The 19,743-nt window shown below is 70.8% G+C and carries 13 protein-coding genes and 1 pseudogene; 6 read left to right on the top strand and 8 right to left on the bottom strand.

Features of this window, described 5'->3' with window-relative positions; all coding sequences use genetic code 11:
- Window positions 1-218 precede the first annotated feature (218 nt).
- Complete coding sequence (locus OG622_RS32165) at window positions 219-1,025, top strand: sugar phosphate isomerase/epimerase family protein (RefSeq protein ID WP_371580119.1); 807 nt, start codon at window positions 219-221, stop codon at window positions 1,023-1,025.
- A 234-nt stretch (window positions 1,026-1,259) separates the two neighbouring features.
- Window positions 1,260-2,204, top strand: a complete 945-nt coding sequence (locus OG622_RS32160; protein ID WP_371580118.1) for an MHYT domain-containing protein — start codon at window positions 1,260-1,262, stop codon at window positions 2,202-2,204.
- 178 nt (window positions 2,205-2,382) lie between these two features.
- Here OG622_RS32160 and aroA read toward each other — a convergent pair whose 3' ends face one another.
- Window positions 2,383-3,630: a 3-phosphoshikimate 1-carboxyvinyltransferase gene (aroA, locus tag OG622_RS32155; protein WP_371580117.1), complete on the bottom strand. Its 1,248-nt coding sequence runs from the start codon at window positions 3,628-3,630 to the stop codon at window positions 2,383-2,385.
- A 435-nt stretch (window positions 3,631-4,065) separates the two neighbouring features.
- Here aroA and OG622_RS32150 point away from each other — a divergent pair, with 435 nt between their 5' ends.
- Together OG622_RS32150 and OG622_RS32145 are read left to right on the top strand one after the other, a co-directional pair.
- A complete protein-coding gene (locus OG622_RS32150) occupies window positions 4,066-5,877 on the top strand; it encodes a glycoside hydrolase family 3 protein (RefSeq protein WP_371580116.1) in 1,812 nt (603 codons plus the stop codon).
- A 185-nt stretch (window positions 5,878-6,062) separates the two neighbouring features.
- The gene (locus tag OG622_RS32145) at window positions 6,063-6,737 is read left to right on the top strand and encodes a hypothetical protein (protein ID WP_371580115.1); all 675 of its coding nucleotides are present in this window, start codon (window positions 6,063-6,065) and stop codon (window positions 6,735-6,737) included.
- A gap of 81 nt (window positions 6,738-6,818) precedes the next feature.
- Here OG622_RS32145 and OG622_RS32140 read toward each other — a convergent pair whose 3' ends face one another.
- The 3 genes and pseudogenes from OG622_RS32140 to tnpA all read right to left on the bottom strand — a co-directional run bounded on the left by OG622_RS32140 (window position 6,819) and on the right by tnpA (window position 9,524).
- Entirely contained in the window at window positions 6,819-8,249 is a 1,431-nt protein-coding gene (locus OG622_RS32140) for a S28 family serine protease (RefSeq protein WP_371580114.1), read from the bottom strand.
- 188 nt (window positions 8,250-8,437) lie between these two features.
- Entirely contained in the window at window positions 8,438-8,788 is a 351-nt protein-coding gene (locus tag OG622_RS32135) for a hypothetical protein (RefSeq protein WP_371580113.1), read from the bottom strand.
- 290 nt (window positions 8,789-9,078) lie between these two features.
- A pseudogene (gene tnpA / locus OG622_RS32130) lies at window positions 9,079-9,524 on the bottom strand (IS200/IS605 family transposase).
- A 25-nt stretch (window positions 9,525-9,549) separates the two neighbouring features.
- On the opposite strand from tnpA, the gene OG622_RS32125 reads away from it, so the two are divergent.
- Window positions 9,550-10,773, top strand: coding sequence for an RNA-guided endonuclease InsQ/TnpB family protein (locus tag OG622_RS32125; RefSeq protein WP_371580112.1), 1,224 nt, complete (start codon window positions 9,550-9,552; stop codon window positions 10,771-10,773).
- 69 nt (window positions 10,774-10,842) lie between these two features.
- Here OG622_RS32125 and OG622_RS32120 read toward each other — a convergent pair whose 3' ends face one another.
- Complete coding sequence (locus OG622_RS32120) at window positions 10,843-14,583, bottom strand: ABC transporter ATP-binding protein (RefSeq protein WP_371580111.1); 3,741 nt, start codon at window positions 14,581-14,583, stop codon at window positions 10,843-10,845.
- A gap of 569 nt (window positions 14,584-15,152) precedes the next feature.
- Between OG622_RS32120 and OG622_RS32115 the strand changes: the two genes are divergently transcribed.
- Complete coding sequence (locus tag OG622_RS32115; protein WP_371580110.1) at window positions 15,153-15,830, top strand: class I SAM-dependent methyltransferase; 678 nt, start codon at window positions 15,153-15,155, stop codon at window positions 15,828-15,830.
- Window positions 15,831-15,887: 57 nt separating this feature from the next.
- On the opposite strand, the gene OG622_RS32110 is transcribed toward OG622_RS32115, so the two are convergent.
- Genes OG622_RS32110 through OG622_RS32100 form a run of 3 tightly spaced genes read right to left on the bottom strand, consistent with a single transcriptional unit; the run spans window position 15,888 to window position 19,716 of the window.
- Window positions 15,888-17,135 (bottom strand): MFS transporter, encoded by a 1,248-nt coding sequence (locus OG622_RS32110; protein ID WP_371580109.1) that lies wholly within the window; start codon window positions 17,133-17,135, stop codon window positions 15,888-15,890.
- Complete coding sequence (locus OG622_RS32105) at window positions 17,132-18,466, bottom strand: hydrolase (protein ID WP_371580108.1); 1,335 nt, start codon at window positions 18,464-18,466, stop codon at window positions 17,132-17,134. Before OG622_RS32105 ends, OG622_RS32110 begins: the two co-directional genes overlap by 4 nt.
- Entirely contained in the window at window positions 18,463-19,716 is a 1,254-nt protein-coding gene (locus tag OG622_RS32100; protein WP_371580107.1) for an ATP-grasp domain-containing protein, read from the bottom strand. Before OG622_RS32100 ends, OG622_RS32105 begins: the two co-directional genes overlap by 4 nt.
- Window positions 19,717-19,743 lie beyond the last annotated feature (27 nt).

The following is a 19,743-nucleotide window of genomic DNA, read 5'->3' as shown; positions in this document are numbered from 1 at the left end:
CATCCGATGCGGCCGCGGGTCCGACGGTGGCCGGTCGCGCCCCGCGGCGGAGCCGCGTTCCAGTCACGGCCCGCGCCCCTGAAAACAGGGCTGCGCCCATGTCCTGCCGACCCCGTCAGCCGGCTGGAGCCTTCCGGCCCCCACCCGACAGCCGACCCGCACCCACACGCCCCGGCGGGGTGACGCACATCGCCGCCCGACGTGTACGGTCCGAAGGCATGAAGCTCGCATTTTCCACCCTCGGTGTCCCCGGTCTCCCCATCGCCGACGTCGTACGGCTCGCCGTCACGCACGGCTATCACGGCGTCGAGTTGCGCGCCCATCCCGAGGAGCCGGTGCATCCGGGGATCGGGGCCGACGACCGGGCCGAGGTGGCCGCCGAGTTCAAGGCGGCGGGCGTGGAGATCCTGGGGCTCGCCGGGTACGCGCGGGTCGCGGCACCGGGCGAGGACGGCCCCGTACTGGACGAGATCCGCGAACTGCTGGACCTGGCAAAGGACTTGGGCGCCCCCTTCGTCCGCGTCTTCCCCGGCGCCGACCTGGCCGGCGGCCAGAGCACGCACGAGGCCGACGCGATCGCCGCCCGGCGGCTCGGTACGGCGGCGGAGGACGCGGCCGACCGGGGCGTACGGGTCCTGCTGGAGACCCATGACTCGCACCGCACCGGCGCCGACGCGATCCGCGTGCTCGGCCCGGTCGGCCACGGCAGCGTCGGCTCGCTCTGGGACGTGATGCACACCTGGCTCGGCGGCGAACAGCCCGCCGAGTCCTACGCCGCCCTCTCCCCCTTCCTCGGCTACGTCCAGGTCAAGGACATCGCCTCCCCCGACGACACCACCCCGCTCCCGCTCGGCGCGGGCGTCCTCCCGCTCGGCGAGTGCGTCGAACTCCTCTCCCGCAAGGACTGGGACGGGTGGCTCTGCTGGGAGTACGAGAAGCGGTGGTACGAGGGGGCCGCGCCGCTGCCGGAACTGCTGGCGGCGGGCCGGGAGCACCTCGGACGACTCCTCAACGACGCGGCGTAAAGCCACGGCCTGAGCTTGAAGTATCAAGCAGAACAGCAAGCTCAGGCGGCTTTCCACAGGCGTTTTGACCGTGAATCACTATCGACTCACCCAAAGTCGATCACCTATCGATCACCCGTCAAACAAGTACCGACAGTAACTCTTGGAAAACGGAGCGCTGCGGCACACCCCTACAGCAGACTTACCTCCCGCAACGGCCTGCGCAACTGGCCACGTATCGGGGGGATTTGGCATATGCAAGGCACGGTAGACGGTTTCAGCTACGGTGCGGTCACCCCAGTGACCGCCTATGTCATGGCCTGCTTAGGCGCGGCGCTCGGACTGCGCTGCGTCGTCAGGTCGATCTACAACGAACAGTCCTGGAAACCCGGCTGGCTGGCCCTCGGGGCCGCGTCGATCGGCTGCGGCATCTGGACGATGCACTTCATCGCGATGATCGGCTTCCGGGTCAAGGAGAGCGAGATCCACTACGACGTCGGGCTGACCGTGCTCAGCCTCGTCGTGGCCGTCACCGTCGTCGGCATCGGTGTCTTCGCCGTGGGCTACCGCGGGGTCAGCACGTCCACGCTGTGCTCGGCGGGGTGTGTCACGGGGCTCGGCGTGGCCGCCATGCACTATCTGGGCATGGCGGCCATCCAGTTGAACGGCTACATCCAGTACGACATCGCCGTCGTCACCCTCTCCGTCGGCATCGCCATTTTCGCCGCGACCGCCGCGCTCTGGGCGGCCGTGTCGATCCGGGGCTTCCTGACCAGCCTGGGCGCCAGCCTGGTGATGGGGGTCGCCGTGTCCGGGATGCACTACACGGGGATGGCCGCGGTGGGGGTGCATCTGCACGGCACGGCCCCCGGCGCGTTCACCGGTGAGTCGCCCACGTCGATCCTCCTGCCCATGCTCATCGGGCCGATCATCTTCCTGCTGCTCGCGGGTGTGGTCGTGATGTTCGACCCGATGCTCGTGCTGGGCGAGGGCGACTGGGACCGGTCCGCCGTCCGTCGGCAGGAACGGGATCGGGCGGAATCCCGGCAGCCTTGGCGCGCCGACCGCCCCGACGTACCGCTGCAGCACCCGGACGACTCCCCCGGCTCCCTCTTCGACCCCTCGACCCGCCGAACCCAGCAGCCTCCGCAGGCACAGCCCCAGCCCCAGCACACCGGACGCCGCATCCAAGAGTGGTGAGGCCGGTCGGTGAAGCCGCTCCGAGGAAATCTCGTACGCGATGGTTGAGGAACCCCGCCCTCGCATCCCCGGGCCACGGACGCGATCCGTGCCGCCCGGGCGCGGAGTGAACGCGGGCAACCAGAACGCCCGACACCGTCCGGGGCGTTCGGCCGAGCACGAGACCTGGTAACAGGATTCACTCCCGCTCAGTCCCCAGGAACGGTAGCCCAAGCTCCGCGAACGCCTCGTGGAAGCCCGGGAACGTCTTCCGTACGCAGCCGGGGTCGTCGAAGGTGATGCCGGGTGTCCGCAGGCCCGTCACGGCGAAGGACATGACGATGCGGTGGTCGCCGTGGGTGGTGATCTCCGCGCCCCGGGGGGTGCCGGGGCGGATCTCGATCCAGTCCTCGCCCGTCGCCACGTCCACGCCCAGCCGCCGGAGGTTCTCCGCGCAGGCCTCCAGCCGGTCGCACTCCTTCACCCGCGTGTTCGCCACGTCCTCGATGCGCACCGGCCCCGAGGCGAAGGGGGCGATCGCGGCGAGCGTCGGCATGGTGTCGGAGATATCCCGCATGTTCACGGTGACGCCGTGCAGTTCGCCGGTGCCCTTCACCGTCGTACGGTCCACGCCGACGTCCACCAGCGCGCCCATCCGCCGCAGCACCTCCACGAAGCCCAGGTCCCCCTGGAGCGCCCCCTGGCCCAGGCCCGGCACGGTGACCTCGCCGCCGGTGAGCGCGGCGGCCGCGAAGAAGTAGCTGGAGGTGGAGGCGTCGGGTTCGATCGGGTAGGTGGTGGCGCGGTAGCCGCCCGGCGGGACGACGTAGGTGTCGCCCTCCCGGCCGACCTCCACACCGAACGCCCGCATCATCGCGATCGTGATCTCCACGTACGGCACCGAGACCAGGTCGGTGACGGTGATGCGCAGGCCGGTGCGGGTGAGCGGGCCGAGCAGGAGCAGGGCGGTCAGGTACTGGGAGGACTGTCCGGCGTCCAGCACCACCTCGCCGCCCTCGACGCCGCGCGCGGTGACGGTGAGCGGGTGGTGGCCCTCCGCCTCCTCGTGCCGCAGGTCCACGCCGAGGTCGCGCAGGGCGCGGGTCAGCGGGGCGAGAGGGCGGCGGCGCATCTGGGCGGAGGCGTCGAAGCGGTAGGTGCCGTGGCCGGCGGCGGCGAGGGTCGGCAGGAAGCGGGCGGTGGTGGCGCCGTCCCGGCAGTACACGTCCGCCTCCGCGACCGCGGGGCCCTGCGGGCGGCCGTCGACCTGCCAGGCGTCCGGGGTACGGCCGACGCGGTAGCCGAGGCGGACCAGGCCCTCCGCGAAGCCCTCCGTGTCGTCGGACCTCAGGGGGCGGAGGAGGGTGGTGACGCCGTCGGCTGCCGCCGCGAGGAAGAGGGCACGGGCGGTGAGGGACTTGGAACCGGGGATGTCGACGAGGGCCATGGCGCCATGCTGGACCTTGACCGTGTCGGTGCGCCGGACTGTCCGGCAAGTGGACCCCGGGTGCGGTTGGCTTCCGGCGCGGGGGAGTTCGGGGGTTTTGGAGGTTCGGTGCGTTGGCGGGTGCGGGTGAGTGGGGCTTCTCGCGCAGCTCCCCGCGCGCCTGAAAGACACGGCCCCTGCGGGTTGAAAAGCACGGGGCGGAGTCCCTGCTTTTCAGGGGCGCGGGGCAGTGTCGATGTGCGGCTCCGCCGCGTGGGCGCGACCAGCCCCCACCGGACCCGCACCCGCCAACGCACCGAACCCCCGAACTCCCCGCGCCCGCCGCGCCGCCGGTTTACTGTGCACTCCCTTGACCGGAAGAAACTTCCCGGATATTCGTGACACCTTGGAAGTTTCCTTCAACGGATCCCATGGATCTCTCCGGAAGGAGCACACGTGCCCACCAGACGTACCGTTCTCGCCGCCACGGCCGGTGTCACCGCGGCCCTGACCCTCGGCACCGACGCACAGGCCGCCGACGCGGACGCGGAGGCGGATGACAGGAGACTTCGCGCCCTGGTCGCGCGCATGACCCTTGAGGAGAAGGTCGGCCAGCTCTTCGTGATGCGGGTCTACGGGCACTCGGCGACCGCGCCCGACCAGGCCGACATCGATGCCAACCTCCTGGAGCTGGGCGTCCGGACGGCCGCCGAGCTGCTGGCGAAGTACCGGGTCGGCGGGATCATCTACTTCTCCTGGGCGCACAACACCCGCGACCCGCACCAGATCGCCGACCTGTCCAACGGCATCCAGCGCGCCTCGCTCGGCCTCCCCCGCGGTCTGCCCGTCCTCGTCTCCACCGACCAGGAGCACGGCATCGTGGCCCGGGTCGGCAGGCCCGCCACGCTGCTGCCGGGCGCGATGGCCCTCGGCGCGGGCGGCTCCGGGGCCGACGCCCGCGAGGCCGGACGCATCGGCGGCGCCGAGCTGCGGGCGATCGGTGTCCGGCAGGACTACGCGCCGGTCGCCGACGTGAACGTCAACCCGGCCAACCCGGTCATCGGTGTGCGGTCCTTCGGCGCCGACCCGAAGGCCGTCTCGGCGCTGGTCGCCGCGCAGGTGAAGGGGTATCAGGGGGCCGGGGTCGCGGCCACCGCCAAGCACTTCCCGGGGCACGGGGACACGGCCGTCGACAGCCACTACGGCTTCCCGGTCATCGAGCACACCCGGGAACAGTGGACGGCCCTCGACGCTCCGCCGTTCCGGGCCGCGATCCGCGCCGGCATCGACTCGATCATGACCGCGCACATCATGGTCCCCGCCCTGGACCCCGCCGGCGACCCGGCCACCCTGTCCCGCCCGATCCTCACCGGCATCCTGCGCGGCGAGCTGGGCTACGACGGGGTCGTCGTCACCGACTCGCTCACCATGCAGGGCGTACGCGAGAAGTACGGTGACGACCAGGTGCCGGTGCTGGCGCTGCGGGCCGGTGCCGACCAGCTCCTCAACCCGCCGTCGATCGACGTGGCGTGGAACGCCGTCCTCTCCGCCGTACGCGCCGGCCGGCTGACCGAGGCCCGCCTCGACGAGTCGGTCCTCCGCGTCCTGCGGCTCAAGGCGAAGCTCGGGCTGTTCGAGCGGCCGTACGTGAGTGACGCCGACGTCGACCGGGTGGTGGGGACCGGGCGGCATCTCGACGCCGCCGACCGGATCGCCGAGCGGACCACGACCCTCCTGGTCAACGAGGGCTCGCTGCTGCCGCTGTCCCGTCGTACGCACCGGAACGTGCTGGTGGTCGGTGCCGACCCGGCGTCCCCGTCGGGCACCACGGGACCGCCGACAGCCGTCCTCGCCGCCGAACTCACCTCCCTCGGCTTCACCACGACCCGCCTGTCGACCGGTACGGCACCCACGCAAGCCCTCATCGACCAGGCCGTCGCGGCGGCGGCCGGCAAGGACGCGGTGGTCGTGGCGACGTACAACGTGACGGCGGCCGGCACGCAGAGGACCCTCGTCGCGCGGCTCCTCGCCACCGGGGTCCCAGTGGTGGCGGTCGCGGTCCGGAACCCGTACGACGTGGCCCAACTGCCCGAGGTGAAGGCCTGTCTGGCGTCGTACTCGTGGACGGACGTCGAGGTGCGGGCGGCGGCGCGGGTCCTGGCCGGGCGGGTGGCGCCGCGCGGGAAGCTGCCGGTGCCAGTGCAACAGGCCGACGACCCGGCGCGGGAGCTGTACCCGATCGGGCACGGGCTGACGTACGCACCCTGACCTACGCCCCCTGGCCTACGGACGCCGACGTACCGATCCTGACGTATGGGTCCTACGTCGCAAAATTCGCTCACCATCCCCAAGTGGCGCAAAGCGCACGGTTTGTCTGGCGTGGCCCTCTCCGCGGGGTCACGCTGGGCGGGGGTTCAGCGGGGGTGACCATGCGAGGGGTGCGGCGCGTTCGAATGGTGCGTACAGGGGTGGTCGTGGCTGCCGTCGTCCTGGCCGTCGCCGCGCTCCCGGGGTGTGCGTCCTGGTCGGGCGGGGTGGGCGAGGAGACCGGGGAACCGACGACCACGACGGCGCCGACCCGGCCGTCCGGGTACGGGACGGTGTTCCTCGGGGTCGACGAGTGCAGTTCGTTCGGGACCACCAGCTTCACCGAGGTGCCCTGCGCGGGCGAGCGGGCCGCCGCCCGGGTGGTGGCGCGGCACGACGGCCGGGTCGGGCAGGGGCCGCTCTGCCCGCCGACCACCGACTTCGTCCTCCACATCAGCGAGTCCCCATCCTCCTCCGGCGAGTCCGGCGCGTCCGTGGAGTCCGGGGAGTCCGGGCAGTCCGCCGAGGACGAGGACGGCGACGGTTCCGTACCGCGGGGCTACGCCTGTATGCGCAAGCTCCAGGGGCCGCACCCGGGCGACCCCGGCGGCGGAGGCGGTCCCCGCACCATCGCCGGTGACTGCGTCTACGGCGCCGGGCGGGGCGAGGTCCGCGAGACCGCCTGTGACGGCCGGGGCGAGCACGATCCGGAGTACGAGGTGACGACGGCCGTCGACGCGAGGACGCGGTGCCCGGCCTCCACGGACCTGTATGTGCGGCTGGGCGGGGCCCGGCCGGTGGGGTGCGCGGTGCCGGTGTGAGAGGGGCCGTCGACGACTGAGCCCCGGTGCCGCCCGTACAGGCTCGGCACCGGGGCTCGCATCACGTGCGGCGCGCGCCGGTTACGGCCGCAGCGCCGGCTCCCGCTCGACGTCACGCTTGTCGAGCTTGGAGTCGAACTTCGCCAGCGGCTTCGCCTTGCTCGGGTCCGCCTGGACGGTGGCCGGGGCGACGCCCGCCCACTTCAGGATCCGGGCCGTGGCCAGGTCCTTCTGCGCCTCGACGAGACCGGCGACGTTGGCGCCGTGGTTGGCGCCGGGTGCCGTGAACACGTACGAGTCGCGGGCCTTCTTGCCCAGGTGGAACGGCTCGGCGCCCCACGGGTCGTTCTGCCCGTAGACGAAGAGCATCTGCTTGGCGTTGTCGTGGACCCAGGTGTCGACGTCCCGCATCGCGTGCCGCTGGAACTTCATCTTGATGTCACGCGGGACGAAGTTCCGGGGCGGCTGGTAGCCGTAGCGGATGTACTTCTTCTCGATGTGCGGGAACTCGATCGTGGGCGCGCCCAGCTGCGTACCGGCCTGGTAGAAGTACGGCGTGTACGGCTCCAGGCCCTGGTCGGCGTAGAAGGAGAAGCCGGAGATCGTGTCGATGGACGTCCAGATCTCGTCGTCCGTCGCGGACTTGGCGTCCTTCGGGATGACGTCGCTGTCGCAGTCCGCGAGCTTGCTGTACTGCCAGAAGCCCCAGACGTAGTCGAGGACGACCGCCTCGTACGCCTTGTCGAGGCTGCCGACCGTGTCGAAGGTGTAGCCCTCGGCGGCGGCGACCTCCGCGTACTTCTTCTCCAGCGGCTCACGACGGACGAGCGCCTCGCGCTGCACGGCGTTCAGCCGGTCGCGGCACTCCTTGGTGCCGACCTTCGCGAAGAACCGGTCGTACGCCGAGTCCTCCTTGTTGACGACGTCGTTGGGGGCGACGTACGCGACGACGCCGTCCATGTCGTGCGGGTAGAAGCGCTCGAAGTAGGTGGCGGTCATGCCGCCCTTCGAGCCGCCCGTCGAGATCCACTTCTTGTCGTAGATCTTCCTCAGCGCCCTGAAGATCCGGTGCTGGTCGCTGGCCGCCTGCCAGATGTCCAGCTTGGACCAGTCGGCCGGATCGGGGCGGGACGGGTTGAAGAAGCGGTACTCCATGGAGACCTGGTTGCCGTCCACGATCTGCGTGGGCTCGCGGCGGCCGGGGTTCGTGGAGACGTTGTAGCCGCCGGTGTAGAAGACCGTCGGGCGGGCCGTGTCCTTGTGCAGGACCGTGATCCGCTGCTGGAACGTGCCCTTCTTCGGGTTCCTGTGGTCCACCGGCTGGGTGAAGTTGAGGACGAAGAAGCGGTAGCCCGGATACGCCTTCTCCTCGACCAGGCTCACGCCCCGTACCCCGAGCAGTCGGTCCTTGATGTCAGCGGTGTCCGACCCCGCGGCGGTGGCCGCCCCCGCCGTGCTCAACGTGCCAATGAGCACCACGAGCGACAGCACCCATCTGAGTGCTTTGCGCATGCGTTTCTCCCCTATGCAGCAGCTGTGCGCCGGAAGCTATCGGAGCCACGGCCGGGGCACCAGGGAAGAATGGGGCCAACTGGACTGCTTTCAGCCGCAGATGGGAGGGATAGGGAAAACCCTGTGTGGCACACCGATCCGCCGGCGGTCCCGGAGGCCCGGGAGGCGGCGGCCCGGTGCGTGGCGGTTCAGCGGAGGATCCAGCCCGAGTCGTACGTCTCGCCGCCGGCCCGTGCGTTGATCCACACGGCGCGTCGGCCCGCGTGCACGGTCACGGGACCGGCGGGGTGTTTCCCGTTGCGCACCCACTGGCCGCCCCAGGCCCGGATGCGCAACGTCCCCTTGCGGGCCTGCTTCCTGGGTACGAGCACGGCGCACACATACCGGCTGCCCTTGCGGTACACCCGTACGGTCCCGGAGTCGAAGGTCAGGGTCCGCACCTTGCGCCCGGCGCAGGACGCGGCGGCCTCCGCGCTCGCCGACGGCCCGGCCAGGGTCAGCAGCCCGGCGGTCGTCAGCACGGCCACTCCGAGCGCCATGTGCCGACGTATCCCACGCCTGCTCACCGCTGCCCCTCCCGCCGCACATCCGTACCGATATCCCGTACTGATGTACGGACGCACGACCCCCTCGAACGGTTGCGCGCTCAAAGGGACACGCTACCGGGATTCATTCGCAGTGCATCGGGCTTCAGCCCGGTGGTGAAGCGAATCTGATGGTTGCGACGCGGAGCGTCGCCGCGTCTGGTCCGGCGGAGCCGGACACGGCATGTTCACCACCCGCGGTGCGGAGCGTCGTGATCGCTGGTCCCGGCGGAGCCGGGCTGTGCTCACACCGGCCGGTTCTGCTGCTCGATGTACTGCCTGACCACGGTGAGCGGGGCGCCGCCGACGGTGCCGGCGAAGTAGGAGCCCGACCACAGCTTATTGGCCCGCCAGTAGTGCCGTACCAGGTCGGGGAATTCTCCCCCAGCCTTCGGCCGGGAGGTGCCCCCAGGCGCAGACGGCGCGAGGAGACGCCCTTGAGGGAGTTGACCAACTTGGTGACGGCGACCTTGGGCGGGAAGTTCACCAGGAGGTGGACGTGGTTGTTCTCGCCGTTGAACTCCACCAGCGTGCACTCGAAGTCCGCGCACACCGACCGCATGATCTCCTCCATGCGCGTCAGATGAACATCGATGAACACCTTGTGCCGGAACTTGGTCACGAAGACCAAGTTCACATGCATCACGAAAGCACAGTGACGACCAGTTCTGATCTCCTGCATCTCACTCATAACCCAAGTATGTAGCGTGGCCGTCATGCAGCTCAGGTACGCCTTCCGCCTGTACCCGGACCCCGGCCAGCGCACCGCGCTGGCCAAAGCGTTCGGGTGCGCCCGCGTCGTGTTCAACGACGCGGTGCGTGCCCGTGAGGACGCCCGCAAGGCCCAGCAGCCGTTCCCGAAGATCGGCGAGCTGTCCACCCGCCTGATCACCCAGGCAAAGCAGACCACCTCACGCTCCTGGCTGGGCGAGGTCTCAGCGGTCGTCCTGCAGCAGTCCCTGCGCGACGCCGAGACCGCGTACCGCAACTTCTTCGCCTCCCTCAAGGGCACCCGCAAGGGCCCGAAACTGGGTGCACCCCGGTTCAAGTCCCGCAAGGACACCCGCCAGTCGATCCGGTTCACCGCCAACGCCCGCTGGTCCCTCACCGGGAGCGGACGGCTGAACCTGCCGAAGATCGGGGCGGTGAAGGTGAAGTGGTCCCGCACGCTGCCCGCCACCCCCACCTCGGTCACCGTGGTCAAGGATTGCGCCGGCAGGTATTTCGCCTCCTTCGTCATCGACACCGACCCACAGGCGGATGCCGAGCGGATGCCCGCCACCGACCGCACCGTCGGCATCGACCTCGGCCTGACTCACTTCGCCGTTCTGTCCGACGGCACGAAGATCGACTCCCCGCGGTTTCTGCGCCGCGCGGAGAAGAAGCTGAAGAAGGCCCAGCGGGAACTGTCCCGCAAACAGAAAGGTTCGAAGAACCGCGAAAAGACCCGGCTCAAGGTCGCCCGCACCCACGCCGAAGTCGCTGACGCCCGCCATGAGTTCCACCACCAACTCTCCACACAGCTGATCTCCGAGAACCAAGGGATCGCCGTGGAGGACCTGTCGGTGACGGGACTGGCCCGCACCAGACTGGCCAAGTCCGTCCACGACGCCGGCTGGGCCTCATTCATCAACATGCTCCGGTACAAGGCGGAGCGGTACGGACGGACCCTGATCAAGATCGGCCGGTTCGAACCGACATCCCAGACCTGCTCGACCTGTGGCGTCAAAGACGGGCCCAAACCCCTGAACGTGCGGGAATGGACCTGCGCCGCCTGCGGCACCGTCCACGACCGGGACATCAACGCCGCGATCAATGTGAAGACGGCCGCCGGACTGGCGGTATCGGCCTGCGGAGCGCCGGTAAGACCAGGAGCAATCCCGGCACAGCGCGAAGAAACAGGAAGCCACGGATTCCCGACCGCACCCTGTGCCGCGTAGCGGCACAGCAACGATCGAGAAGGCCAGAATCCTCGCCCTTCAGGGCGAGGTGCAAGTCAAGAAAGGCCCCTACGGCTTCAGAACCGGCTCGCCCACGAAGGTCCGCCAGAGTTCCGCGTACCGGCCCTCGCGGGCCAGCAGTTCGTCGTGGGTGCCGTCCTCCGCGACGCGGCCGTGGTCCATGAGGACCACGCGGTCGGCGCGGGCGGCCGTGGTGAGACGGTGGGCGACGACAAGGGTGGTGCGGCGGCCGGCGATACGGTCGGTGGCTTGGTTGACCTGGGCCTCGGTGGCCAGGTCGAGGGCGGCCGTCGCCTCGTCGAGGAGCAGGATGTCGGGGTTCACCAGCTCGGCGCGGGCCAGGGCGATCAGCTGGCGCTGCCCGGCGGAGAGGTTGCGGCCGCGCTCGGCGACCTCGTGGAGATAGCCGCCGTCGAGCGTGGCGATCATGTCGTGTGCGCCGACGGCCCGGGACGCCGCCTCCACCTCGGCGTCGGTGGCGTCGGGACGGCCGTAGGCGATGGCGTCCCGGATCGTGCCCTGGAAGAGGTAGGCCTCCTGCGGGACGACGCCCAGGCGGTGGCGGTACGAGGTGATGTCGAGGTCGCGCAGATCGGTGCCGTCGACCGTGACGCGGCCGCCGGTGGGGTCGTAGAAGCGGGCGACGAGTTTGACGAGCGTCGACTTGCCGGCGCCGGTCTCGCCGACGAAGGCGACGGTCTGCCCGGCGGGGATCGACAGCGCCACACCGCTCAGGGCCGCTTCCCCTTCGAGGTCGGCCCCGTACGCGAAGTCCACGTCCTCGAAGGTGATGTCGCCGCGCAGGGAGAGCACCTCCAGCGGCTCGGCGGCGGACTTCGTGGACGTCGGCTCCTGGAGGAGTTCCTGGATGCGGCCCAGGGAGACGGTGGCCTGCTGGTAGCCGTCGAAGACCTGGGAGAGCTGCTGGACGGGGGCGAAGAAGAGATCGATGTAGAGGAGGTAGGCGACCAGGGCACCGGTCGTCAGGGTGCCCGCGTCGACGCGGTGGGCGCCGACGACCAGGACGGCCGCCGCCGCCGCCGAGGACAGGAACTGCACGAAGGGGAAGTAGAGGGAGATCAGCCACTGGCCGTGGACGCGTGCCTGGCGGTAGCTGTCACTGCCGGCCGCGAACCGCTCGCCGCCGTCACGCTCGCCCCGGAACGCCTGCACGATCCGCAGCCCGGCCACCGACTCCTGCAGGTCCGCGTTGACCACGGACACCCGCTCCCGGGCCAGCTCGTAGGCCTTCACGCTCGCCCGGCGGAAGAAGACCGTACAGACAATCAGCGGGGGGAGCGTGGCGAAGACGACGAGGGCGAGCTGTACGTCGAGCACGAGCAGGGCGCCCATGATGCCGAAGAAGGTGACGACGGAGACGAAGGCCGTGACCAGGCCGGTCTGGAGGAAGGTCGAGAGAGCGTCGACGTCCGTCGTCATCCTCGTCATGATCCGGCCCGTCAGCTCCCGCTCGTAGTAGTCGAGTCCGAGGCGCTGCAGCTGGGAGAAGATCTTGAGGCGGAGGGAGTAGAGGACGCGTTCGCCGGTACGGCCGGTCATGCGCATCTCGCCGATCTGGGCCGCCCACTGCGCGAGGACCGCGACCAGGCCCAGCAGGGACGCGGCCCAGACCGCGCCCAGGGCCGCCTGCGAGACGCCCTCGTCGATGCCGTGCCGGATCAGCACCGGCAGCAGCAGGCCCATGCCCGCGTCGACGGCGACAAGCGCCAGACTGATCAGGAGGGGCAGGCCGAAGCCGCGCAGCAGCCGCTTCAGGCCGTACGACTCCTCCGGCGCGACCGCGCGGGCCTCGTCGATGCCGGGGGTGTCGGTCGCCGGGGGCAGCGCCTCGACCTGCGCGAGGAGTTCGGGGGTGGCGGGGGTGCCGTCGAAGGCGGTGTCGCGGGGCTCCCGGTCGCCGGTCCACAGCCGGGGCGTGATGCCGCGCTCGGCGTCGAACTCGGCGTCCAGCTCGTCCCGTATCGAGTCGCGTACGGGGGTGTCGTCGGCCTTGGTCAGGGAGGCCGGGGGGAGGTGGCCGGGTGAGACGCCGCCGAGTTCGTCGGGGTCGGTGAGCAGGCGGCGGTAGAGGGCGGAGCGGCGCTCCAGTTCCTCGTGGGTGCCGATGTCGGCGAGGCGGCCGTCGTCGAGGACGGCGATGCGGTCCGCGAGGCCCAGGGTGGAGCGGCGGTGGGCGATGAGGAGGGTGGTGCGGCCCTCCATGACATGCGCCAGCGCCTCGTGGATCTCGTGCTCCACTCGGGCGTCCACGGCGGAGGTCGCGTCGTCGAGGACGAGGAGGCGGGGGTCGGTGAGGATCGCGCGGGCGAGGGCGACGCGCTGGCGCTGGCCGCCGGAGAGGGTGAGGCCGTGTTCGCCGACCCTGGTGGCGTAGCCGTCGGCCAGCTCGGCGATGAAACGGTCCGCCTGGGCGGCGCGGGCGGCGGTCTCGATCTGCTCGTCGGTGGCGTCCGGGCGGCCGTACGCGATGTTGGCGCGGACCGTGTCGGAGAAGAGGAAGGAGTCCTCGGGGACCAGGCCGATCGCGGCGCGCAGCGAGTCGAGGGTCAGCTCGCGGACGTCGTGGCCGCCGATGAGGACGGCGCCGCGGGACACGTCGTAGAAGCGCGGGAGGAGGAGGGAGACGGTGGACTTGCCGGAGCCCGAGGAGCCGACGACGGCGAGGGTCTCGCCGGGCCGGATCTCGAAGCTGAGGCCGTCGAGGACGGGGCGCCCGTCTTCGTAGCCGAAGGACACGTCGTCGAACTCGACGGTCGCGGGCGCGTCGGCGGGGAGGGTCTTGGTGCCGTCGGTGAGGCTCGGCTCGGTGTCGATCAGCTCCAGGACGCGTTCGGTGCCGGCGCGGGCCTGCTGGCCGACGGTGAGGACCATGGCGAGCATGCGGACGGGGCCGACCAGCTGGGCGAGGTACGTCGAGAACGCGACGAACGTGCCGAGCGTGATGTGACCGCGCACGGCGAGCCAGCCGCCGAGCGCCAGCATCGCGACCTGACCGAGCGCGGGGACGGCCTGGAGGGCGGGGGTGTACCGGGAATTGAACCGGATGGTGCGCAGCCGCCCCGCGAAGAGCCGGCGGCCCACTTCGCGCAGCTTCCCGGTCTCCTGCTCCTCCTGCCCGAACCCCTTCACCACGCGTACGCCGCTGACGGCGCCGTCGACCACGCCCGCGACGGCGGCGGCCTGGGCCTGGGCGTACCAGGTGGCGGGGTGCAGCTTGGTGCGGCTGCGGCCGGCGATCCACCACAGGGCGGGGGCGACGGCGATCGCGACCAGGGTGAGCGGCAGGGACAGCCACGCCATGATCACGAGGGAGATCAGGAACAGCAGGATGTTGCCGATGGTCATCGGCAGCATGAAGAGCAGGCCCTGGATCAGCTGGAGGTCGCTGGTGGCCCGGCCGACGACCTGCCCGGTGGACAGCTCGTCCTGCCGCCGCCCGTCGAGGCCGGTGATCGTCCCGTACATCTCCGTGCGCAGGTCGTGCTGGACGTCGAGGGCGAGGCGGCCGCCGTAGTAGCGGCGGATGTAGGTGGAGACGTACACGAGGAGGGCGGCGCCGATCAGGGCCGCCGCCCAGGGGGCCATGTCCCTGGTCCTGTCCCCGATCACGTCATCGATGATCACCTTGGTGATCAGGGGGACCAGCGCCATCACCGCCATACCGGCGAGGGAGGAGCCGAGGGCGAGGGTCACACCCTTGGGGTACCGCCAGGCATATCCGGCCAGTCTGCGCGCCCAACCTCGGTCGCCCCCCTGTTGCGCTGCCACGCCGGTGCCCTCCTGTTCGTCCTGGTCTCCGCAAGACACCAACACGGCGGGCTGCGGATTTCATCCCGCCGCAACAATCTCGCTCCGCGGTCGAGCCCGGGAGGATGGGGTTCGTCGGGCGGGTGCGGGTGGGTGGCAGGTGGATGGGGGTGGATGGGGGCTGGTCACGCGGTTCCCCGCGCCTTTGAAAGCCGGGGCTGCGCCCGGTGTACTGATCACTAGGCCGGGCCCTGGACACCCACCCCTGCGCCGACAGGCCCCTCGTGCGCAGCCGAACCACCGTCTGCGCCGAAGTCGCGCGGGGCACCTGGGCCGCCAACGCCGACAGCAGCCCTTCCCACGCGTCGGGGAGTCCCGTGTCCACGGCCGACCGGTAGGCGGCGCAGGCCTCGGGCGACCGTCCCTGTTCCAGGTACAGGGCGGGAGCGCGGCGTACGCCTCCGTGTCACCGGCCTCGCAGCCACGGACATAGGCTCGTTCGGCCGGCTCTCATTCTCCCCCCTCCCCCCCGCCCGAACCGCGGGACGCGCAGCGGGCCGCCGTTGTGGCACGCGCCGTCGGGTGCGACGATGCGGGTCGGCGAGCGAAAGGACACCGACGTGAGGCACGAGGACCAACGGCCGCCCGCCGCAGTGCTGTTCGACGCGCTGGGCCCCGTCTACGAGAAAGCGTTCGCCCATGCCCCCGCGCATCTGTCCACGCTGGAGTGGCTGATCGAGCGGCTGCCGCCCGCCGCGCGGACACTGGACGTGGGCAGCGGCACCGGGCGGCCCACCGCAGCCGCGCTCATCGCGGCAGGGCACTCGGTGCTGGGCGTCGACGTCTCCCCCGTCATGGTCGAACTCGCCGCCCGTCAGGTCCCCGAGGCCGAGTTCCGCTGCGGCGACATCCGGGAGCTCCCGCTGGAGGCGGAATCGTTCGACGGCGTGTGCGCGTTCTTCTCGCTGCTGCAGATGACCCGCGCCGAGCAGTCGGCTCTGACGCGGCGGCTGGCCCTGGCCCTGAGGCCCGGCGGGCATCTGGTGCTGGCCACCGTGCCCGCGGACGTGGAGGACGTCGAGGTGGTCTTCATGGGCCAGCCGGTCCGCGCGACAAGCTTCGCCGAGGAGGACTTCGCCGACATGGTGGGGGCGGCGGGACTGACGGTGCTGTCCCGGCACAGCACCGTCTTCACCCCGGACCATCCCGAAGCCGAGCCCGAGCCCCATCTCTTCCTGCACTGCCGCCGCGACGAGACGGGGCGCTGACGCTCGGCCGGCTCGCTTGCGCAGTTCTCTCCACCCGCGAGAGGGAGCCTGCGTCGCCTACGCCGGGGCCTCCGCCCGCTCCTCCTCGGCCGCCGCCGTGCCCGTGGTCTCCTCAGCGGTGCCCTCGTCCCGACTGAACAGGCAGACGAAGGCGCACCCTGCGGCGATCACCGCGGCCACGTACCAGTTCGCGCCCGGCATGTCCCAGGAGAGGGACAGGTCGAAGAGGATGCCCGCCAGCAGCGAACCGATCATGTTGCCGGCGCTGCGGAAGAAGTGCATGGCGCCCATGGCCTTGGCGAGCCGGTCGGCGGGGACCTTGCGGGCGACCCAGATGTCGAAGGACGGGACGAACAGGATCTCGCCGAGGACGACGGTGAGGCAGCCGACGACCACCCAGGGGGCGGAGCGGCCCGCGCCGAACGCCGTGAACGCGACGACCATGCCCGCCAGGCCCAGCGCCATCACCGCGCCCGGCCGCAGCTGCTTGATCAGGAACTTGAACAGGGGGTACTGGAGGACCAGGACGGTCAGACCCGTGATCCAGAAGGGCGCCGAGGGGGCCCACCCGGACGCGTACTCCTCCATGTGCAGCGGGATGCCGACCATGAAGCCGATGGAGAGGAACCAGAACACGGCGGAGAGGAGGAAGTAGCGGGTGGCTCCGCGGACCTCGATGCCCTTGAAGACCGCCGTGCTGAACAGCGGGACCAGGTCCGCCGTCCTGCCCGCCGTCCGGTCCGCCGCCTCCCCGAAGCCGTCCCTCGGGATGAACGCCGAGGCCGCCAGGCAGAAGCCGATGAAGATCGCGAAGACGACGGAGAAGAGGGTGCGCAGGTCGACGTCCGCGAGGAGGCCGCCGGCCAGCGCGCCGCCGAAGAGGCCCACCTGGGCGGACATCTGGAACGTGGAGAAGGCCTTCGGGCGCTCGTCGTCGGGGTACGAGACGAGGATGTTCTTCAGGCCGGGGAAGGCCGTGCCCGAGCCGAGGCCGATGAAGAGGGCCAGCACGCTGTACACGACGACACCGCTGCCGAAGCCCATCAGGCCCAGCGCGACCGCCTCCGTGGCGGTGCCCGCGAACACCGCGCCCCGGATGCCGATCCGGGCGGCGACCCCCTCGTAGAAGAAAGTGGCGGCGAGGCGGCCGACATACGTCATGCACATCACGACACCGGCCCAGAAGCCGCTGTCGGTGCCGCCGAGGGAGGCAACGAGGACGGGGAACCAGATGAAGTTCCCGATGTGGGCGAGGAAGATGCCGGCGTTCACGCCGATCAGAGCCCGCCTGCGTTCGATGGTCACGCGGCCATTCCCTTCGGGTCGGTCACAGCGTCGGTGGCGCGCAGGGCCGCGATCGCGCGGGCCAGCGCCGGGCGGTCGATGTCCCTGCCCCGGACGACCGTTGTGACGGGCAGTGCCGACAGCGGGCGGCCGGGGGCGGACGCGTGGAGGAGGTTGTACGTGGCGGGGGCGCCGACGCTCAGCGGGTGCGCGCCCGCCGGGTCGCCGCTCAGTTCGTCGAAGTAGCGGCGGCCGCCGACCGTGGCCTGGTGGCGCAGCATCCGGTCCAGTGAGGGGTCGTCGCCGCGCAGCAGGTCCAGCTCGCTGAGCAGCGAATAGCCGTGGTACGCGCCGGTGTTGCCGGAGTCGGTGCCGACCAGCAGGTCGCCGCGGGCCAGCGCGGCCAGGGCGTTGCGGCGCATGTCGGCGAGGGCGGCGGTGCGGGTCTCCTGGACCCCGTACTCGATGCCGTACGGCTTCTCGATGCCCTTGACGAAGTCGAGGTTGCGGACGTCCTGGGTCTCGGCGAAGCCCTCGCGGGCGTACTCGGTGAGGAACTCCTCCCCCGTCATGATCATGGGGCGTAGTCCGGCGAGCGTCGAGACGAACCGTGCCCCCTCGAACTCCTTCCAGTCGATCTCGTCGAGGGTGCGGTCGCGCACGGTGTGGGCGAAGAGGCGGAAGCCGCACTCGTACGCCCAGCGGGTCTCCTGGAGGGTGTTGCAGTCGATGACCGCCGTGACACCGCGTTCGGCGGCCAGGCGGGCGGTGAAGCGCAGCACCCGCTCGGAGAGGCGCGAGAAGCGGACCGGGCTGCCCGGCTGTTCCGTGCCGTCGGTGAACATCACCTTCAGGAAGGTGCCGCCACGTTCGGCGTTGGCCCGCAGGGCGTGGTCGAGGTCGGACTCGACGGCGAGCATGTACACCGGGGCCGGGAACTCGACGCCGTGGCCGGTGCGGCCCGCCGCGTCGGTCGTCGCCGTCACCGCGTAGCCGCAGTGCGCGATCTCCGGGTACGGCCACGGGGAGGCCTCCCGGCCGGCCGCCCAGGCGTCGGCGGCCAGCGGGAAACCGAACATGTCCACGACGTGGGTGACCCCGTGGTACAGGTACTGGAGGGCCACGATCCGGGGGTCCTCGACCGTGTCGTCCCAGTTGGCGGGGAGGGAGACATGGGCGTGGGTCTCGGTGTAGCCGGGCCACAGCTCGTGCTCCCCGCCCTGCCGGGGGCCGGTGGGCGTGAACGCGGTGAAGACGCCGTTCTCCGTGGTGACGTCGTAGAGCGCCTCGGGGTCGAGGGCCGGGACGGCCACCCCCCACAGCTGCCCGCCGCTCCGCGGGGCGGGGGTCATCGCGCCACCTCGACCTTCAGGCGCAGGTCGATGGCGTCCAGGGCCTCCTCGTTGCGCTTGTTGACCTCGTCGCGGTCGCCGCCGGTGAAGATGACGTGGCCGATCCAGTCGAAGTTGCTCTTGGAGAGACGGCTGACCTCGACGCCGGGCTTCTTGTAGGCGAGGGCGCTGTGGAAGCCGGGCAGGTCCTTCAGGCCGTCGAAGCCGATGGCCTCGACCGTGCCGGCGACCGGGGAGCCGAACCAGTGGCCGCCCGCGATGGTCTCGCCGGGGAAGGGCAGTTCGGGGCGCTCGCCGAGGGCCTGGCGGATGACCTCCAGATAGGCGTCGACGCCGGAGCTGATCTGCATGAGGCTCGGCACGATGCCGCCGATGAGCCGGCCGTTGACCTCGCACAGGACCGGGCCGTCCGGGCCGAGCAGGAACTCGGTGTGGATGAAGCCGAAGTCGACGCCGAGCTCGTTCAGGACCTTCGTCGTCATCGCGAACAGCTCGTCCTGGAGCGGGTGTCCGGTGAAGTACGTGGCGCCCATCTCGATGAAGTGCGGGAAGCCGCTCAGCGGACGGTCGGTCAGCCCGAGGTTGACGATCTCGCCCTTGCCGAGCACGCAGGACTCCACCGAGATCAGCTCGCCGGTGACGAACTCCTCGATCAGGATGTCCGGGATGCGGACGACGCCGCGCCCGTAGTCGACGACCTCCGCCAGCTCGGCGAGGTAGGCGTTGAGGTCGTCCTCGTCCCTGAGGTGCAGGACGTGCAGGCTGGCGGTGCCGTCGGACGGCTTCACCACGCACGGGAAGCCGATCTCGCGGACGGCCGCCTCGACCTTCGTCGGGTCGGAGACGTGCGCGAAGCGCGGCTGGCGGATGCCCCGGCCGTCCAGCGTAAGGCGGGTGAGGTGCTTGTGGCGGGCGTTGCGGGCGCCGTCGACGCTCATGCCGGGCAGGCCGAGCGCCTCGGCGACGGCGGCGGTGTGGACGGTGTGGTACTCGCTGTACGTGGTCACCCCGTGCACCGGGCGCTCGGCGTGGACCTCGCGGGACAGGGCCGTCAGCTCCTCGATGGAGAACGCCTTCTCGCTCTTGAGGACGTGGCAGTTGGGGTGCGCGTAGGCGGCCTCGGTGAGCGGGGAGACGGCGAGGTAGAAGTCGGGGTCGACCGAGACGAGGGTGACGTCGTGGCCGAGGTCGAGGGCGTTGGCGATGCCGGCCATGCCGTTGGGGTTGCATTCGATCATGAGGATGTGCACGGGGACTCCTTGGAAGGCTTGGATCGG

The organism is Streptomyces sp. NBC_01314, from assembly GCF_041435215.1.
Taxonomy (GTDB): domain Bacteria; phylum Actinomycetota; class Actinomycetes; order Streptomycetales; family Streptomycetaceae; genus Streptomyces.
Note: the sequence above shows the minus strand (reverse complement) of the source record. Positions and strands in the feature narration are given on the sequence as shown.

Coding starts and splice junctions, on each gene's coding strand:
- OG622_RS32165 (WP_371580119.1), top strand. CDS start 219: ATGAAGCTCGCATTTTCCACCCTCGGTGTCCCCGGTCTCCCCATCGCC.
- OG622_RS32160 (WP_371580118.1), top strand. CDS start 1,260: ATGCAAGGCACGGTAGACGGTTTCAGCTACGGTGCGGTCACCCCAGTG.
- aroA (WP_371580117.1), bottom strand. CDS start 3,630: ATGGCCCTCGTCGACATCCCCGGTTCCAAGTCCCTCACCGCCCGTGCC.
- OG622_RS32145 (WP_371580115.1), top strand. CDS start 6,063: ATGGTGCGTACAGGGGTGGTCGTGGCTGCCGTCGTCCTGGCCGTCGCC.
- OG622_RS32140 (WP_371580114.1), bottom strand. CDS start 8,249: ATGCGCAAAGCACTCAGATGGGTGCTGTCGCTCGTGGTGCTCATTGGC.
- OG622_RS32135 (WP_371580113.1), bottom strand. CDS start 8,788: ATGGCGCTCGGAGTGGCCGTGCTGACGACCGCCGGGCTGCTGACCCTG.
- OG622_RS32125 (WP_371580112.1), top strand. CDS start 9,550: ATGCAGCTCAGGTACGCCTTCCGCCTGTACCCGGACCCCGGCCAGCGC.
- OG622_RS32115 (WP_371580110.1), top strand. CDS start 15,153: ATGCGGGTCGGCGAGCGAAAGGACACCGACGTGAGGCACGAGGACCAA.
- OG622_RS32105 (WP_371580108.1), bottom strand. CDS start 18,466: ATGACCCCCGCCCCGCGGAGCGGCGGGCAGCTGTGGGGGGTGGCCGTC.